At 59.7% G+C, this 16,329-nt stretch carries 11 protein-coding genes and 2 pseudogenes; 3 read left to right on the top strand and 10 right to left on the bottom strand.

Annotated elements, in window-relative coordinates; all coding sequences use genetic code 11:
* A pseudogene (locus AC0L3S_RS16455) lies at nucleotides 1-458 on the bottom strand (IS3 family transposase); the annotation flags it as partial.
* Nucleotides 459-569: 111 nt separating this feature from the next.
* Between AC0L3S_RS16455 and AC0L3S_RS16460 the strand changes: the two are divergent.
* A pseudogene (locus AC0L3S_RS16460) lies at nucleotides 570-2,131 on the top strand (ISL3 family transposase).
* Nucleotides 2,132-4,676: 2,545 nt separating this feature from the next.
* Entirely contained in the window at nucleotides 4,677-5,210 is a 534-nt protein-coding gene (locus AC0L3S_RS16465; RefSeq protein WP_473260396.1) for an HdeA/HdeB family chaperone, read from the top strand.
* A 211-nt stretch (nucleotides 5,211-5,421) separates the two neighbouring features.
* Here AC0L3S_RS16465 and AC0L3S_RS16470 read toward each other — a convergent pair whose 3' ends face one another.
* The 9 genes from AC0L3S_RS16470 to AC0L3S_RS16510 all read right to left on the bottom strand — a co-directional run bounded on the left by AC0L3S_RS16470 (nucleotide 5,422) and on the right by AC0L3S_RS16510 (nucleotide 13,833).
* Nucleotides 5,422-6,474 carry a SphA family protein gene (locus AC0L3S_RS16470; RefSeq protein ID WP_473279888.1) on the bottom strand — a complete coding sequence of 351 codons (1,053 nt, stop codon included), beginning with the start codon at nucleotides 6,472-6,474 and terminating at the stop codon, nucleotides 5,422-5,424.
* A gap of 220 nt (nucleotides 6,475-6,694) precedes the next feature.
* On the bottom strand, nucleotides 6,695-7,459 hold the full coding sequence (locus AC0L3S_RS16475; RefSeq protein WP_473260392.1) for an outer membrane protein: 765 nt from the start codon (nucleotides 7,457-7,459) through the stop codon (nucleotides 6,695-6,697).
* 245 nt (nucleotides 7,460-7,704) lie between these two features.
* Nucleotides 7,705-7,899 (bottom strand): hypothetical protein, encoded by a 195-nt coding sequence (locus tag AC0L3S_RS16480; protein ID WP_473279890.1) that lies wholly within the window; start codon nucleotides 7,897-7,899, stop codon nucleotides 7,705-7,707.
* A gap of 526 nt (nucleotides 7,900-8,425) precedes the next feature.
* Nucleotides 8,426-8,797, bottom strand: a complete 372-nt coding sequence (locus AC0L3S_RS16485; RefSeq protein ID WP_473279892.1) for a hypothetical protein — start codon at nucleotides 8,795-8,797, stop codon at nucleotides 8,426-8,428.
* A 329-nt stretch (nucleotides 8,798-9,126) separates the two neighbouring features.
* Entirely contained in the window at nucleotides 9,127-9,438 is a 312-nt protein-coding gene (locus AC0L3S_RS16490; RefSeq protein WP_473279894.1) for a TackOD1 domain-containing metal-binding protein, read from the bottom strand.
* A gap of 18 nt (nucleotides 9,439-9,456) precedes the next feature.
* Nucleotides 9,457-10,509 carry an HlyD family secretion protein gene (locus AC0L3S_RS16495; protein ID WP_473260383.1) on the bottom strand — a complete coding sequence of 351 codons (1,053 nt, stop codon included), beginning with the start codon at nucleotides 10,507-10,509 and terminating at the stop codon, nucleotides 9,457-9,459.
* Nucleotides 10,506-11,771: a glycosyltransferase family 2 protein gene (locus AC0L3S_RS16500; protein WP_473260381.1), complete on the bottom strand. Its 1,266-nt coding sequence runs from the start codon at nucleotides 11,769-11,771 to the stop codon at nucleotides 10,506-10,508. Before AC0L3S_RS16500 ends, AC0L3S_RS16495 begins: the two co-directional genes overlap by 4 nt.
* A 799-nt stretch (nucleotides 11,772-12,570) precedes the next feature.
* Complete coding sequence (locus tag AC0L3S_RS16505; protein ID WP_473279896.1) at nucleotides 12,571-13,029, bottom strand: hypothetical protein; 459 nt, start codon at nucleotides 13,027-13,029, stop codon at nucleotides 12,571-12,573.
* Between the two features lie 270 nt (nucleotides 13,030-13,299).
* A complete protein-coding gene (locus AC0L3S_RS16510; RefSeq protein WP_473279898.1) occupies nucleotides 13,300-13,833 on the bottom strand; it encodes a GNAT family N-acetyltransferase in 534 nt (177 codons plus the stop codon).
* A 265-nt stretch (nucleotides 13,834-14,098) separates the two neighbouring features.
* Between AC0L3S_RS16510 and AC0L3S_RS16515 the strand changes: the two genes are divergently transcribed.
* The gene (locus AC0L3S_RS16515; protein ID WP_473279900.1) at nucleotides 14,099-16,324 is read left to right on the top strand and encodes a DUF3141 domain-containing protein; all 2,226 of its coding nucleotides are present in this window, start codon (nucleotides 14,099-14,101) and stop codon (nucleotides 16,322-16,324) included.
* Nucleotides 16,325-16,329 lie beyond the last annotated feature (5 nt).

Below are 16,329 nucleotides of genomic sequence, written 5' to 3' on the forward strand. Positions count from 1 at the left end.
ATACCGCTGTCGGCCATCAGGCGCTGAAACTGTTCGCTGACGTATTGGCTGCCGCGATCGGAGTGATGCATCAGGGCGTCCGGCTTGCCGCGCCGCCAGACGGCCATCAGCAGTGCGTCCGCAACCAGCTGGGCTGTCATGCTTGTGCTCATCGACCAGCCGACCACCCGTCGCGAGAACAGATCGATCACGGCCGACACGTAGAGCCAGCCCTCGGCGGTCCAGATGTAGGTGAAGTCGGCGATCCACTTCTGGTTCGGCCGCTCGGCCACAAACTGACGATCCAGAAGGTTCGCCGCCACGTTCGCGATCTGGCGGTCGCCCTCGTCTTTCGGCAGGCGCCGGCGGCGTGGCCGCGCCCGCAAGGCCTGCAGGCGCATCAGCCGCTCGATCCGATGCAGACCGCACTCGACGCCGTCTGCCAGAAGGTCTCTCCAGACGCGCCGGGCCCCGTAGGTGTCAATCGGCGTTCGACTGGGACCCCCTATCGGCCTCCAAAAGGGGCTCTGACTCACTTTTGATGAAGTTCAAGCGCCGGCTCGTGTTGGTTTCACAAAGGAATCAATATGATGCAGCGAGCCCTACGTCCGTCGGCCCTGGTCCCTCGCGGGTTTGACGTGGAGAGCGCCGTCTGTGACGGCGCCGCGACCGTGATCACCATCCGTCCCACGAGCGGGACGAGCCTCTGTCCTGGATGCGGAGCCAGTTCTGGGCGGATCCATAGCCGATATCAGCGACGCCTGACCGATCTGCCGCTGGCGGGGCGGCCGGTTCGCTTGGTGGTCGTGGCGCGCCGCTTCCGCTGCGTTACTGTTATCTGCGGTCGACGTATTTTCACCGAGCGTTTCGATGACGGCGCTCTGGCGCCGTGGGCGCGGCGAACGGCCCGGCTCGATCTGGTCGTCCATCACCTTGGGCTTGCCTTGGGTGGCCGCCCGGCCGCGAGTTTTGCCCGTAGACTTATGCTGCCCGTGAGCAACGATACGTTACTTCGGGTGGTTCGAAGGCGGGGCTGTCCGCCTATTGCTGCGCCGAGCGTGATCGGTATCGACGACTGGGCCTGGCGGCGCAATCAGCGGTACGGAACAATCATCTGCGACCTCGAGCGGCGACGACCAATCACTCTCTTACCCGACAGAGAGCCAGCCGCTGCGCAAGCTCGGCTCGCGGGGCAACCACAGATCGCTGTGGTCGCGCGCGACCGCGGTGGCGGCTACGCCCTTGCTGCGACCAAGGCACTCCCGCAGGCCACCCAGGTCGCCGACCGTTGGCACCTCATGGAGAACGCCAGCCACGCCTTCCTCGATGCGGTTCGCAAATCTATGCGCCAGGTCCGCGTCGCGGTCGGCTCCGCCACCATAAATCCCGACTTGCTGACCGCCGCCGAGCGCATCCAGTATGAGGGCTATCTTCGGCGTGAGGACACTAACGCGGCAATCCTCAAACGGGCTGAGACGGGCGTCTCCATAAAGGAGATCGTACGGCTCACCGGACATAGTCGGGGTCTCGTCCGCAGGGTACTGAGAGGTCAGCGATCCGATGTGTTCAGGGTGCGCGAGAGCTCGCTCGAGCACCACCTGCCATGGCTCGACGCTCAGTGGGCTGCTGGTCATTGTAACGGCGCCGACCTGTGGCGTTGCCTCAAGGCGCAGGGATTTAGGGGCTCGATGCGGGTCGTTACCGAATGGGCGACACGCCGTCGGCGTGCCGAAATGCCCGATGCTCGGAGCCTACAGCGCGTGCCGTCCGCGAGAACTATCGTCCGCCTGATGACCAACGCCGCGATACGCTCTCAAAGTCAGAGACGGTCACCATTGCGGCGATCGAACAAGGCGTTCCTCTCCTGGTGGAAGCTCGAAAGGTCATCACCGCTTTCCATACGATGATCCGCAAGAAGGCTCACGTAGATCTTGACCCATGGCTGGAACGAGCATGCGCAAGCCTCGTCGCGTCTTTTGCCAACGGTGTCATCAAGGACAAGGCTGCCGTCAACGTCAACGCCGCGATCACGACGTCTTGGTCCAACGGACAGACCGAGGGCCAGATCACCAAGCTCAAGCTGGTCAAGCGCCAAATGTACGGACGCGCCAAGCTCGACTTGCTTCAGGCCCGCCTGATCGGCGTTATTTGACCACGGCTGCACCAAAATTGCGTCAGAGCCAAAGTTGCAAGCCGATTGACAACAAAGACAACGGCCTCAGCTCCGGGGGGCAAGGGGATGAGCTGAGGCCGTCGTGCCTATTGACGTTGGGATAATTCGGCAACTTGCGAATTGTTCCGGTCAACGCATCTTCAAGGGCTAGGAGGAGTTCGCCTTTCGATTGCCCAAAAACCAAAGGTCCGCCGGTTCATACTGGCGGGCCTGGCACTCCTGGCTCTAATCCGTAATGGGATGGCTGCGGGGAGTATTGGGGCTGTGGCCGCAAAGTCTTGGGGTCACGGTGCGGCTCGTTCTTACCTCAAGCCACCCGATGTTCATTTTGGTGGGTACCGGACTCATCCAGTTCTATAACGATACGTATCGCAAAACGATGGGTCCCGAGCGGCATCCGAGCGCTTTGGGAGCGGGATGAAATATGGGCGATCGTTGCCCCAAGATTGAATACGTCATGGCAGGTAGCGGACGAGATTGCGCATTGAAACCTCACGTTAGGACGCGGCTGTGTGGGACAGCCGGATCCGGACACCGACGCACAGCAGAAGACGCAGGTGGCGGGAGGCGGAGCGGTGACGCTTCAATTGCCAGGCGTGCGAGGTACCGAATCTGAGGCTAGTTAGCCGTCGCAGCAAAAGCGCTAGCGCATTCCAAAGTTGGCACGACCAATGGACTCCACCGATGATCCGTCGATAGTGGACAGAAGCACAAGTGACTGGTACAAACAGTCTAAGCGGAGTGCCGATAAGTCATTGATATCGCTGTTATTTGTGTGATGAGCGTCGAGTCCTTTCCTGGGCACCCGCATCAAAACATAGCCTTGAGCTCCAATTGCATGCCACCGCCCATGGCTCGTCGTGTTAAGCCCGCGCGCGTATCGGGCTTCGCCAGCCGCTCACAGCTCTTGATGCGTCGGAGGTAAAAGGAGGCATGTCGCGAACGGCGGCAAGTTGATCGCTTCCGTTGGTTTGTGACGCTGGTTTTTCCAAGGTATACCGAGAGCGCGCCAGGCGCGCCGATCAACAGCATTCTAAGCTGAACCCGATCACCGATCGACCACCGAAACTGCGTGAACAAGCGGCGATAATCGCGAGCGAACTTCGTCGTTTTTGTTGATTTTTTCGCTTGCTAATTACGTTCGGGACGCAGGGGGCGCGGGTTGCGCGTGGGATTTACAATTCGCGCGTAACCTATTGACCTATATTGGCTCATTGAACGACCATTTTACAGCTTACTACCTGTTTTTGTTCGTAAAACATGAGACTCTTAATCAGCGGGTCCCAGGTTCGAGCCCTGGTGCGCCCACCATTTAAATCAAGACCTTAGCGAGAGAAACCGTTTGAGAAGGCCGAACTAAAACGGTTTTTCAAACGGCCGGGCGGCGACTCTCGGCATTGTGATGTGCTCTCCTCGTCTCCGCGGAGGCCAAAGGCGTCTCGAAGGCCGCCCGACAGAACTGCTCCATCAATGTTGTGCATCTGGGTCAGAGCCGCCCGACATGGTCGGCATCTTCCCACTTCCTTTCAATGTCATCGGCGGCGCATCGGGGCAGCTGCGCCGCGCTCCCATCGAAGTAGTGGTTGAAGTCGACGTGGACCCTCATGTTGTCCGGGCGGTAGGCCGCCATGCGATCGTAGAGAAGAACGGACGCTGCTCCGAACGCCGATAGACCGATTTGTGCATCGGTGATCTCGAGTCTTCCGTCTCCGGGTCGATCGGCAGGTCACGAACCCCGGCCTTGAGGAAGCCTCCCGCCTGCTCATGTGCACCCGCGGGATTGGGCGACAGCCGTAGCATACTGCCGTCGTGTTTCAGGCAGGAGGGATGAGCGAAGCTCCTGCGAGCAACCAGTTGAGCGCGACGAAATTCGCCCCTCCTTTGCTTTGGCGTTGCGTTCGGCAGCATACTCTCGGCACTGTTCTGCGCTTGGCACTGCTGTTGCTCCTGTCAAGAAGCTTAGCTTACGTCCGATAGCCAGAAGAGAATTGAAGCAGATCAAGCAGGCAGCTCGCAAATCGATTTTTGCCATTACCTGTTACATTAGGCCAGTTACCGCCGGCGAATGAGAACAGATCGCAATTGTCGTCGCATCGTGAGAAAAGCCGCTCCCTGGGCGGTGGACAGAGCCACCGCGCAAGGACAAACGCGGCCTAGCGCGGCATGCTTATGTTTAGCAAAGCCCCTTGCAAAACCGACCGCCAAGTCAATGTCCGATCGGCAAATATCAATGAGCGACCTGCACATGCTGCGGGGACCCGCTGGCAGGGAGCACACCGAAGCACAGCATTGCAACGTGTTTGGCAAGACGGAATTCCACGTGACATCAGTCACAACGGTGACACGATTTGCAGTTTATCGCGTCCCGCGCAGCGGGCTGACTCTCCTCGTTACCTGGTAGGTTGATCTAGATCAAATCGAGCACTTGCCACTATGGTGATTACTCTCGGGAGCCGCGGGATGCCGGTCCTGTGAAAGCAAATCGCGATTAGTCTGTCGGTCACTCGTTACGGGAGTCATCACAATGAGGTGCAGGTTCAGTATCGTTACGTTCGTCCTAATCGCCTCAGCGTTCGCCACTGAGGCGCTTGCCACGACGGCCGATATTCGCAGCATCACCTGTAGTGAATATCTCGCCATGCCGGCTACGCCGTCGAGCAAATTTTCGGCTTGGATGACCGGCTGGTTTAGTTATGAAAGTCGGAGGACGTTTGTAGATTTTGACCTGCATCGGGCAAATGTCACAAACGTAAGAGGGTGGTGCCAGTCCAACCCGAATGCCAGCGTGATGGTAGGACTGGAAAAATCGATAGGCGTAACTGCGGTGCCTAACGCTACGCTGGATTTTAACAAGATCACCTGCGGAACTTGGTTGGCATACGGTCCGGCGGATCAAGATTTTGTAAGATACTTCATGAGCGGCTACTATAACGCAGCAGCAAGCAACAGTGTATTGGACTACGAGCGCCTGCAGAGGAACTCCAGCGCGGTCGTCGCATATTGCAAGAAGAACAAATCCCGCACTCTACCAACGGCCATTCAGAATAGAGCTAGTTAGCTGGGCCAGTCTCCCGCCGCTTGCGAGCAACAGAGCGCGCCCTGTATTGGTTTGGCTCCTGTTGATGGCCGTCAGCCGAGTAGCGGCGCATTTCATCGAGGTTCGCTCAGTGACGCATGTCGGACAAGATTTGCGAAGGTTGGAGTTCTTCGCAGTTTCTCTCCTTTGATACTTCGACCGACCGCAGCCGACCTTCCAGTTCGGAAGAGGTTTATCTCACAACCAAATGCTTCCTGGGCGCGACGGCGGCAGGCGCGGACGGGGAAATAGTGAACGTCAGCCAGGTGTTCCATCCCGACGGACGGTTGGCTGCACCAAATTCGCCGTATCCCCTTAGACCAAGAGAGCCCTGCATATCTCCGATCGGGAAGCTGTACCCGATTTGCGGACCGAGGCCGAAAACGCGTGATCTGAAGCCACCGAGGATCGGGTTTTGGCCGGAGTCGTCGGTGATTTGCTGATAGGCGTATCCAGCAAGGCCGACGAAAAGCTGCTTGGTGAGGTAGTGCGATGCGCCCCAGTCGAAGTGCAAATTGATGCCGCTCTGGTACTGGGTGTCCGGATTCCTGAAATTGTAGGTGAGGCCGACGACGCCCGAGATTTCGTTTCCTGCCGCCGGGTTGAAGTAGGTATAGGCGCCTCCAATGTCGATCGCGCCATGACCGAGCCCGGTATTAGGGATCCGCGTCAGATCGTAATCGCCGACGGGAATATTGCCTGTGACGTAAGCCATGTAATTGTGGACGCCATCATTCCAAAACACCTCCGCGAATGGCGCGAGGTCGCCGTATGAGACAAGCGAGCCTTCGAGCGTCCCAGTGCGCGTCACCACAATCGGTCCAGCCATCGCTGTCAGTGTTCCAGCGAGACTGGCGGCGGCTCTGCCGTATTGGCCGGACATGCCCACGACCAACTGACCGCCAAGCACCGTCGCCGCGAAAGTATACGATGGCGCGAGGGCGACTAGATCAGTCCGTCCGCTCAGACCCAGATTCAAACTGACGTTGACATTGGCGGGGATTCTGCTGGCTTGGATCTGTTTGGCCACAGCAGCGCTCCCCGAGGCGGCGACGCTGGAATGGTAATCGATGACACTGAGCGCCCAGCCCGGTGTCTGCTGCACGGCGGCGAGACTTGCAAACTGGCCCGGAAACCAGAATGAGCTACCCCCCTGGTCGGCATACGAAACATCAGTGCAAAGCACGAGTACAGCAATCGCGGCCGCATGGTTGATGACACAGTCTTCCGGTTTGTTTGATCTCATTTGCAAACTCTGGGCAGACGGCATTCACTACTAGGCACAAGCAACGTCCAAATGCGCGACAGAATGGTAACAGCTCGGGACATTTGCCTTAGGACGATGACGCAGTCGCAGCCCTCTCAAGGTGCTTGCGCTGGAGATGTTCGGCTTCTTGAGCGCCAAGATTTCATAAGCACAAAAAAGCCCCGGCATGCCGGGGCTTTGGTTTGGCAGGGTGAGTGCATTAATATCTGGCCGCGACCGGTGCGCCGTATCCACCGAAACGGTAATTCAATCGAAGCGTGACCATGTCCACATCCTGGCTGACCCCGCTGCCGGTGAGGACGAACCCTCCGGGAGTGACTACGCCTGCGAAGCCGGCATTATCACGCCCCATCCAGAGATGGTCGTATTCGATACCGAGCGACCAATTGGGCGTGAAGCCGTACTCCCAGCCGACGCCAAGGGCGCCGCCCCAGCGTGTGTGCCCTGCCGATGCCAAGCCGACCCCGGTGACGTTGTTGAATATGTCGAACCGATTGCGCGTCACGGCGGCGCCGCCCTTCACGTAGAACAACGAGGCGTTCCATGCCCAGCCGAGCTGCGCCGTGAAGAGTCCGATGGCGTCAATCTTACCGGTTGTCGAAATCAGCGGGTCGATCAGACTGACGCGCGTATTCTTGATTTCTGCCCAATCTCCCTGCGCTTCCAGGCCGAGCACAAACTGATTGGTTTGCCAGCGGTACCCGATCTGTCCGCCAGCGAGGCCGCCGGAGCGATCGGCGCAACCACCTGCGACCGTCCCTGCTGGCGTGACGAAATCCACACAGCCGTGGCTTTGTCCCCAACCGCCGTTGGCGCCGATGTAGAACCCGGTCCAATCATAGATCGGCGCGATCACCGGGGGCGGGGCCTTGACGTAAGGTTTAGCGGCCAGATCAGCCGCTGACGCGGGTGCCGCCATGCTCACCGCCAGCAAGGCGATGCCACTCAACCAAATCTTCTTCATTCTTTTTGCTCCATCCACGTTTCACCCTAACGATGCCGGCTCTTTTCTTGGCAGTCCGGCATTCCATCTCGAAGCTAGCTGAGCCGACTGGAATTCGGTGTGCTTGCGCGGCAACAGCTGGGAAAATTGAGCAATTTGCTCGCTTCAGTTGTGTCAGGAATATTGACCAGTCAACTGGCCGCCTGAAATTTTCCGCGATGGGGCAAGGGCGCTTGGTCTCATCCCCGCACCCTTATCCTGACATCCTAGGCCCCGCGCCAGACGTGCAACACGCCTTCGCGGAAGCCGCCGACGAACTGATCAGATGCCTCCGCTGGCAGAATTTCGCCGAGATCATCAAACGAGCCGCTCACCATGGTGGCAAGCTCGTGCGCCGAAGCATGCTCTGCCCAGCGGCGACCCAACTCCAACCCTCGTTGCCGTTCTGCCTCTGTGTCCATAGTCCTGGACCATCCCCGCGTCCGTGGCCCCGGCGAAGCTGATGCCGCGCCGGGGCCTGTACGATCTCGCCAATCCTGGAAGCTTGGGGGCTAGAAAGAATCGGCAAGGCGCGCTCTAGACAAGCAGATGCGCAGCGCTTGGCCAGTGCACTTTGTGCCAATGGGTGAATGCCCCGGCCGGCAATAGCTTTTCGGGCTGTCGGGATAACAGGCTGATCAAGGCTCGTTATCCGAAACAGCCAGTGCGATTCAATGTGCCTGAGAGCCACAGAGGTGTTCGCGGCGGCGGGCTCGTCGAGCCATCTGCAGACTTCGATCGAGGTTGCCTGGTAGCGTCTGGTCTTTGAAGCACGGAGTTAGGTTCGTTGTCGGGATGGCTCTCTCAGTCATTAATGGCGGCGCGTCCAACTTGGCATTGGGGCGGACAAGCCGCGCAAATCCGACCAGACGCCTCGCGCGTGATCAACCAGCTACTCGGGCAGACGAACTGCCCGCTTCCACGAGCGCTAGTGTCCGCTTGAGAGCCTTAGTAGCCGCTCGGGCAAATCCAGTTTCCGTAGGCATCGTATCCGCAGCCGCCTCTGTAGTACGCGCCCGCTGCAGCGGCGCCGACTGCCGCAGCGCCTACAGCGGCTGCGCCGTAGCGGTAGCCTCGGTAGGCGCCGTAGCCGCCTCGATAGCCATAGCGTCCGCCGCGCACAGCAACTGCACCGCCTCGATAGCCTCGAACGGCCACGGCTCCGCCGCGGTAGCCGCCCGCTCGCATCGCGCCGCCGCCGTGATAGCCTCCGGCTCGCACGCCTCCACCACCACGACGGGCGAAGGCTTCGTCAGAATGCAAACTAGCTACAAGCAGCGCGGTCGCGGCTGAAGCTGCAATAAGGACTTGGCGGAGCATGGCATTCTCCTTCTGGAGCAAGAGCCGCAGCGCGCTGATGCGGCCGCGACCTTCCTGAAGTGCAATGCAGGTGGCACCATCGCCGATTGACGCAGATCAAACATCTCTGTTCATCTATGTTAACTCGAGCCTTCTGGCAGGATGCAAGAGCGCTCAGGGAACACATCCACTTACGAGTGCAGACCCGAGCCTAGAAATCTATAGATCCACAAGGCGCGGAGGAATTCGGCAACAAGTTGCCGCAACAAGTGCTGCGCTTCCTGCCAAGACCGAGGCCATGCGTAATTGTCTGGGAGTTCGCTTCCGATGGGCCAGCACCATCGGCCGAACTAGTCATTCGGCAGTGAGCGTCTAACAAGTTCAATCGCTAATACTTGCAAGCCAGCCGGAGCACACGCCGGGGAAACCACCATCTCAACCCGACATCGGGTGCAGCGCGCGCTAGTCCCCACGATCTCGCATGCTGGGTCAGCTGGCACGATGCCCCGGCAGCACTTCGGGCACGTATATCCCGCGATCTTTGGCATGAAGTCATACTCCGGACCAACATAGGCGCAGATCATGTGGTGGAATACTGGAAACAATTCTAGCGTGGAGGAGCCGCAAGCCGGGCAACCCGTTTGGTTCGCTTCGACCTGCATGCTGCACCTCGCTCCCTCTCACAACTCATCGAGCCCGAATAGTCGCACCAGCATGGAAGCGATCCGCGCGCTCAGTTGTGTGTAGTGCATGTGAACGTCGACGGCCGAGTTCAGCGCCGGGGGATGCGCGCCTGGGCTGAACCGAATTCGCGCGATTTGCGAGGCGGTACGCTCGCGCGCCGCCGACGAGCCCGCTCCGGGGTATACATCTGACACCGGCAGGATTTCAATGATCTCGCCCAGAATTCGCCGGTTGCCGAACAGCACAAAGACTTCGTTGCCGACTTTTGGATCGGACAGGCGTTCGTTAGGAACGTACCAGTCGACAAAGACATCCGTGGGGTCGAGAATTTCTGCAATCGGAGTGCCCGCCACGAGGGATTGACCGGCGCGCGCAGGATTGTTCGCGACGATGCCAGCTATGGGCGCGAAGACTCTCCCGTCTGCAAAGCTGCTTTCAACCTTTTCGAGGCGATCACCGAGTTGCCGGCTGAATTCGTCGAGAGCGGCCAACTGAGTGCTGGCTTCAGCGGCTTCCGCCTCCTGCGAGACCACGGCTTTGTTCGCCAGGGCGCGCTCCCGGGACATGTCTATGCGGTAATTCAGGCTCGCGGCCGACGAGTTTGCGATAAGTTCGACAGCTTCCTCTGCAAGCCGCAAATGTGAGCGCGCCGCGTCGAGAGATTCGCGCGCAACCCGGGCCTTGACACGCAAGTCCGCTCTGCGGCCGGCGATGTCCGCGAGCGAGCGCATATAGGTGGCGACAATTTCATCGTGCTGCGGAGACCGAACCCTTCCGATTTCTTCGCCGGCCTTGACCGACGCACCTCTCAGCACGGTGATGCTGTTGATCTGCACGATGTAAGGCAGTGAAATCAAATATCTCGGTGAAGACACGCTGCCCGGGCCGCCGAGATAAAGAATTGGCCTCCCGAAATAGACGACAAAGAATGCGAGTATGCCGAATACGATCGTCGCATAGGCGGCGCGGACAGCCCGTCCGGCCGCGCGCCGACGGCTCTCGATGGGGTCGGGGATATGGGGATCGAGCCGTGTTAGGGTGATGGTCATTTGGCCACTTCCTTCGTCCGATCGCCGAACAGTGCGCGGCGAACGCGCGGCGGCACGAAATCATCGTTCCGCGACGAGGCAAAGATGATTTCCGAAGAGTAGGAAAAGAACCGGGCGCACTTGAGATAGACACCCTGGTAAAAGGGAAAGATCAGAGCCATCTTCCAGCCAAACGTTCCGACGGATCGATGGAAGAGGGCGAACACAAGCGCCATATTGAAGACCGAGATCCAGAGGAGCAGCACGTAGATCGCCGAGAGAAACAACACGGCATCCGAGCCGAACAACAGCACAATGTAGGCCAAGTAGAACGGCAGGCTGAGCGTCGGAACGAGATCGAAGACGATGAAATCCAGCCGTTGGATTGTGTCCGGTAAACGTTCCAGCGGATGGCGAAAACTCAGCTCGCCATACATCATGAAGCGGATGCGCAGAGCATCGCGATCCCAGCGCGCGCGCTGGCGCAACAGACTTATGCCGCTTGCGGGGCCGGCTGTTTCCGCCCAGGCGTCGGACACGAACCGAATGACATAGCCGAGTCTGCGGAGCCGCAAGGTGTACTCCATATCCTCTCCCGGGCCGACGTCGAGCCCGCCCTGCCGCGCAAAAATATCCCGGCGATACATGGAACAGGCGCCGGACAGACACGCTATCGCATCGACCACGTCGAGGATCGACCGCCCCGCGGTGATCGACACCAGGTATTCGACGCTTTGAAGCCCTGTCCATATCGAGTCGCGTTCGTTGCTGATCGCGATGCTGCAACTTGCGCCGGCGACGAGCGGGTCGCCGAACGCAGCCGCGAGGCGCTCAACCGCGTTTGGTTCGAAGACAGTGTCGGCATCTACGGTCAAGAGTAGATCGCCGCGGGCAAACCGTGCTGCAGCGTTGATGGCAGCGCTGCGGCCGCAGCGGGTCCCATGGCAGATGACCATGTCAACCAGGCCCTGCGCTCTCGCCCGCTCCGCGACCGCGCGTGTCGCGTCGGTGGAGCCGTCGTCGACGACGATGATTTCGACAGGTCGAAGGGTTTGCCGGCGCAGCGAGTTGATCGAAGGAGCAAGCCCGGAGCCGCCGTTGAATGTCGGGATAATCACGCTTACCGTCGCTTGGCAAACCGTCCCACTGGCGCTTCGCCGCTTCGAGCTGAACAGAGCAAGAGACACCAGCGATAAGGTGTAGCGGGGGATGTCGAATATCAGCAGCGAGAAGGCGAGTAGAAATAGACTCGTTCCGGCGAGCACTTCCACCATTTCGGACATGCCGGCCACCTCCGCTACGACAGGACCACTCCGAGCATCCGACCAAACAAGGCGCGCAAGGCAATTATCAGACGGGAAAATGAAGACGATCGCGTTGATGGTCGAGTGGTAAATTGCGTAAACATTTGCGTTTTGTGTCTGCGTTATTCACCTGCATCGTCGGCTTCGGCGGTTGACGATAACCGGCTCTCGAAGGCTGATTGTTGGCGTGCCGGCATCAGTGTTGCGGTTGGAGTTGTTCCCGGTTCGATAAATCCCACAAGGCGACCGGTCCGTCCAACCTTTCAGGCGCAAGACGGCCCCAGTCTGGAAAGACTGAGGCCGGTGGGGGGCGTCGATGTACCGTTGGGGTCGGTACTCTAGAATTCTAATCGCGACACACCAATTTGCGTATTGTCCTTGAGGACAACCAATCAGCACGTCGTCCCTCTCACACATCTGCGGACCGCCCGACGGGTATGCCGGACGGTCGTCCGTGCCACGCACACGCCGTTGATACGTGTCCTACCGACGCCGCAGGCAGCAGCGACTTCCGTAATCAGGCTTTCGGGCTGTGCAATCGGGGCAGGCGTCATCGCCTGAGCCGATACTGCGAAGAAGAAGGCGAACGTGGCAATTCCGAGCGACTTGATCATATCGAGCTCCCTGGAAGCGCCCAACCGCCCGGCCGGCGCGGCGGAGCGATGGACGCGACTCCCTCAAACTGATACCCGCTCCTGTCAGAGAATTGAGATAGATCAAAGCGACTTCAGTGACTTGCCATGCGGCCATCGCTGCAGGCCGAGACGCGGGCTTAGGACTATGACCGGAAGAAGACTGCAGAGTCCAAATAGCAGCGCGCAAATATCGTCTGTAACTGCGCACCGCGAAGGAAGATTGTGTGGGGCGACAAACCACCTCGGCCTGAGATCCAACTCCGAACTGGAGCCGGGTACATCGAATAGATCATCCGTGTAGCTTCTCGATTTGTAATATGGCGTCCGCCGACGCCGAGATCCCAAGCTGCGTGGAAAGCAAGGTTTGCCCGTTCCGTCACGCAAACTCTATCTGATGGGATCTTTGCTAATACGATCGTGCAGGCGGACGCGCAGAGGCCATCGATAATCACAGTCTGGCCAGTCTCATTCAACTCGTCATATCGATCAAGGTAACGTTGAATCAAGCCACCACGGTCGTTGGCAATTCTCACGACTGCGTGGCTCTCGCCAGCGCATGCAAACATACAGGCCGAAGCGAGTAGCAGAGTAAAGGGTTTCATAATGTGCCTCTTCGACTGCGACATCAGCAAGGTTCATGACCGCCCGTGCGCGAGAGAACCCGCGGCTTGGCGATGCGCGAGAGCGTGTTTTGTGGTGGTAAGTCCGGTATTCTCGGACCCGCCTTAAAGCAACACGTTGCTCGCGCGGGCGGCCCACGCTTTCCGTAACGCCGACGGATGCATCTCGCGGCATGATCCTGCTGGAGTTCTTGTGGTCTCTGAACCAGCGTTGAGTTTGAGCGCGGGCCCGAACCATGTACCGCTCATCGATCACCGCCCCTCTTTGCCCAGGCGTAGCGCCAAATGCATCGTCTGGGGGTCGCGGTTCCCGTCCGGCTTAAAGCCGAACTTGCCGAGCACCGCCAGCATCGACTTGTTCTCGGGCAGGACCTCTGCCGTGAGTTCACGCAATCCGGCGTTGCAGCCGATCTCGCCAAGATGGCGCATTAAGATGGAGCCGATGCCTCGGCCCTGCCAAGCGTCGATGACGACGAAGGCCAACTCGGCTCGTCCGGGCTCAAACACGAGGTATCGAGCGCCTCCGACAATCATTGTCCGCTCGGGCTGCCCGACTTCGCACACCAGCGCGACGTGATTCATGAAGTCGACATCCATGAAGAACGCGCGCTCCTTGTCCGAGAAATGACGCTTGATCCCAAAAAAACGGCGCTGCAACGACTGCTTGCTGGTCTGATCCAGCGCGTCGAGGACAGCCGTCTCGTCGGCCGGCCGCAACGCTCGGATTTCGGCCGTGCTGCCGTCCCGCAAGTGTTCCGTCACGCTGTATTTGGCGATGTCCGACATGCGGATCTCGGCTCGGCGGCCGGAAAACACGTCGGCCTGAGGCTCGTCTATGAATGGGGCGGTCGGTTGCCCGTTTGATTTGAATCAAGGGGCCCCGCAAAAAAAGCGGGCGGCCTGAATCTCGGCGGTCAGCTCGACACATTCCGGCGGGATGATCGACGTGACACGAATGGGTCGGCGTACTCGCCGTCCAGCATTGACCTATATCAATGGCCTGCTGTTGCGGCGGGCCTTGGATGCATTCATACGACATTGAGGTCGGAGCATGCAGATGGAAGTGCCTGGATCGCCCGGTGGTCCGATGTCCGGCCTCGTCGCCTCCGCGGTTGAATACATGGTCGACGCGGGACAACGGAGCATACTCTTTCTCGATGTGATGCGCCGGCGCGGCGACCAATATCGGGAGCACGTCGCCCAAACCGCGCCACACGTTCTGCAATATGCGGCCGAACTGATCATCGATGGCCGCAAGCTGGACGAACCCGTCAATTACGCGCTTGTCCGCATCGTCCCGCCAGCCGGCGTCGAGATCGATCCCACGCGGCGGCCGTTCATCGTGATTGATCCACGCGCCGGGCACGGTCCAGGCATCGGCGGGTTCAAGGCCGACAGCGAGATCGGCGTCGCGATGAAGGCGGGACATCCCTGTTACTTCATCGGCTTCCTTCCGGAGCCCGTGCCGGGTCAGACTATCGAGCGCATCGCGCGTGCCGAGGCGCTGTTCATCGAGAAGGTGATCAGCCGTCATCCGGAAGCTGACGGGAAACCCTGCGTCATAGGCAATTGCCAAGCCGGCTGGGCGGTCATGATCCTGGCTTCGGTTCGGCCCGAACTGTTCGGCCCACTGATCATCGCAGGAGCCCCGCTCGCGTACTGGGCGGGCGTGCATGGCCAAAACCCGATGCGATATTCGGGCGGCCTGCTGGGCGGAAGCTGGCTAACTGCGCTCGTTAGCGATCTCGGCGGCGGGAAGTTCGATGGTGCCTGGCTGGTCCAGAACTTCGAAGGCCAAAACCCGTCGAACACGCTCTGGACCAAGCAGTACAATGTCTATTCGAAGGTCGATACCGAAGCCGATCGCTACCTGGAGTTCGAGCGCTGGTGGGGTGGGCACGTCAATCTCAACGCCGAGGAGATTCAGTTCATTGTCGACGAACTCTTCGTTGGCAACAACTTGGCCGCCGGCAATATCACCCTGGCCGACGGGCAGAAGGTAGACCTGCGCAACATCACTTCGCCGATCGTGGTGTTCTGCTCCAAGGGCGACAACATCACTCCACCACAGCAGGCGCTGGGTTGGATCCTCGAATGCTACGCCGACGTGGACGATATCAGGGCCTATGGGCAGACGATCGTCTATACGGTTCACGAGAGCGTCGGCCATCTAGGCATCTTCGTCTCGGGCGGCGTCGCCAAGAAGGAGCACTCCGAATTTTCCACCAACATCGATCTGATTGATGTACTACCGCCCGGCCTTTACGAAGCGACGTTCGAAGCCAAGGACGAGGAAACCACCAGTTCCGATCTCGTTGTTGGCCAATGGGTGATGCGCTGCGAGGCCCGAACGCTAGAGGATATTCGTGCCATGGGCGGCAATTCGCCTGAGGACGAGCGGCGCTTTGCCGCGGCCAAACGCGTGTCCGAGCTTAATCTTGCCGCCTACCGCAAGTTCGTGCAGCCCTGGATCAAGGGCATGGTGGCGCCGCAGACGGCGGAGATGATGCGCAATCTGCATCCGCTACGGACGCAGTATGAGGCGTTCAGCAGCCAAAATCCGTGGATGAAAGCCGTGAAGTCGGCAGCGGAAGGGCTGGAAGAGAACCGCAAGCCGGTTTCGAACGACAATCCGTTCCTGGCGTTTCAGGAGCAGGTCTCCGAGCAGATCGTTCATGCGCTGGACAGCTGGCGCGATTCGCAGGAAGCGATGAGCGAGGCGATCTTCCTCAACCTCTACGGCTCGCCGGCGCTACAGGCGGCGGTCGGCATAGATCCGAAAGCTGAACCGTCGCGCCGGCGCGAGATGCCGGCCGAACGCCGTGCGATGCTCGACAAACGGATCGCCGAGCTCCGATCCAGGATTGGCGAAGGCGGGCTTCGCGAGGCGGCCATCCGTGCCCTGCTTTATGTCGGCTCGGCGAGAGGAATGGTGGACGAGCGCAGCATCGAGGCGCTACGACAGGCTCGTCGCGACGACAGCGGAGCGCGATTAACGCTTGCCGAATTCAAGATGCTGGTTCGCGAGCAGTTCTTCATGCTGTTGCTCGATCGCGAGGCGGCGCTGGCCGTTATCCCGAAGATGCTTCCCGAAGATGTCAATCTACGCCGCGCGGCTTTCACGAAGATGAGCGAGGTGCTGTCGGCCAGCGAGGACATCACAGGCGAGCGCGCCAGCCGCCTGCAGCGTGTCGCACAGCTGTTCGGTCTCGACGCCGAAACGTCGGGGAGGGCGTCGAATGTTGCCCCTTTCGACCCCAAGGCGAAGGCCTCGTAACACTG

The organism is Bradyrhizobium sp. Ken01, assembly GCF_055807355.1.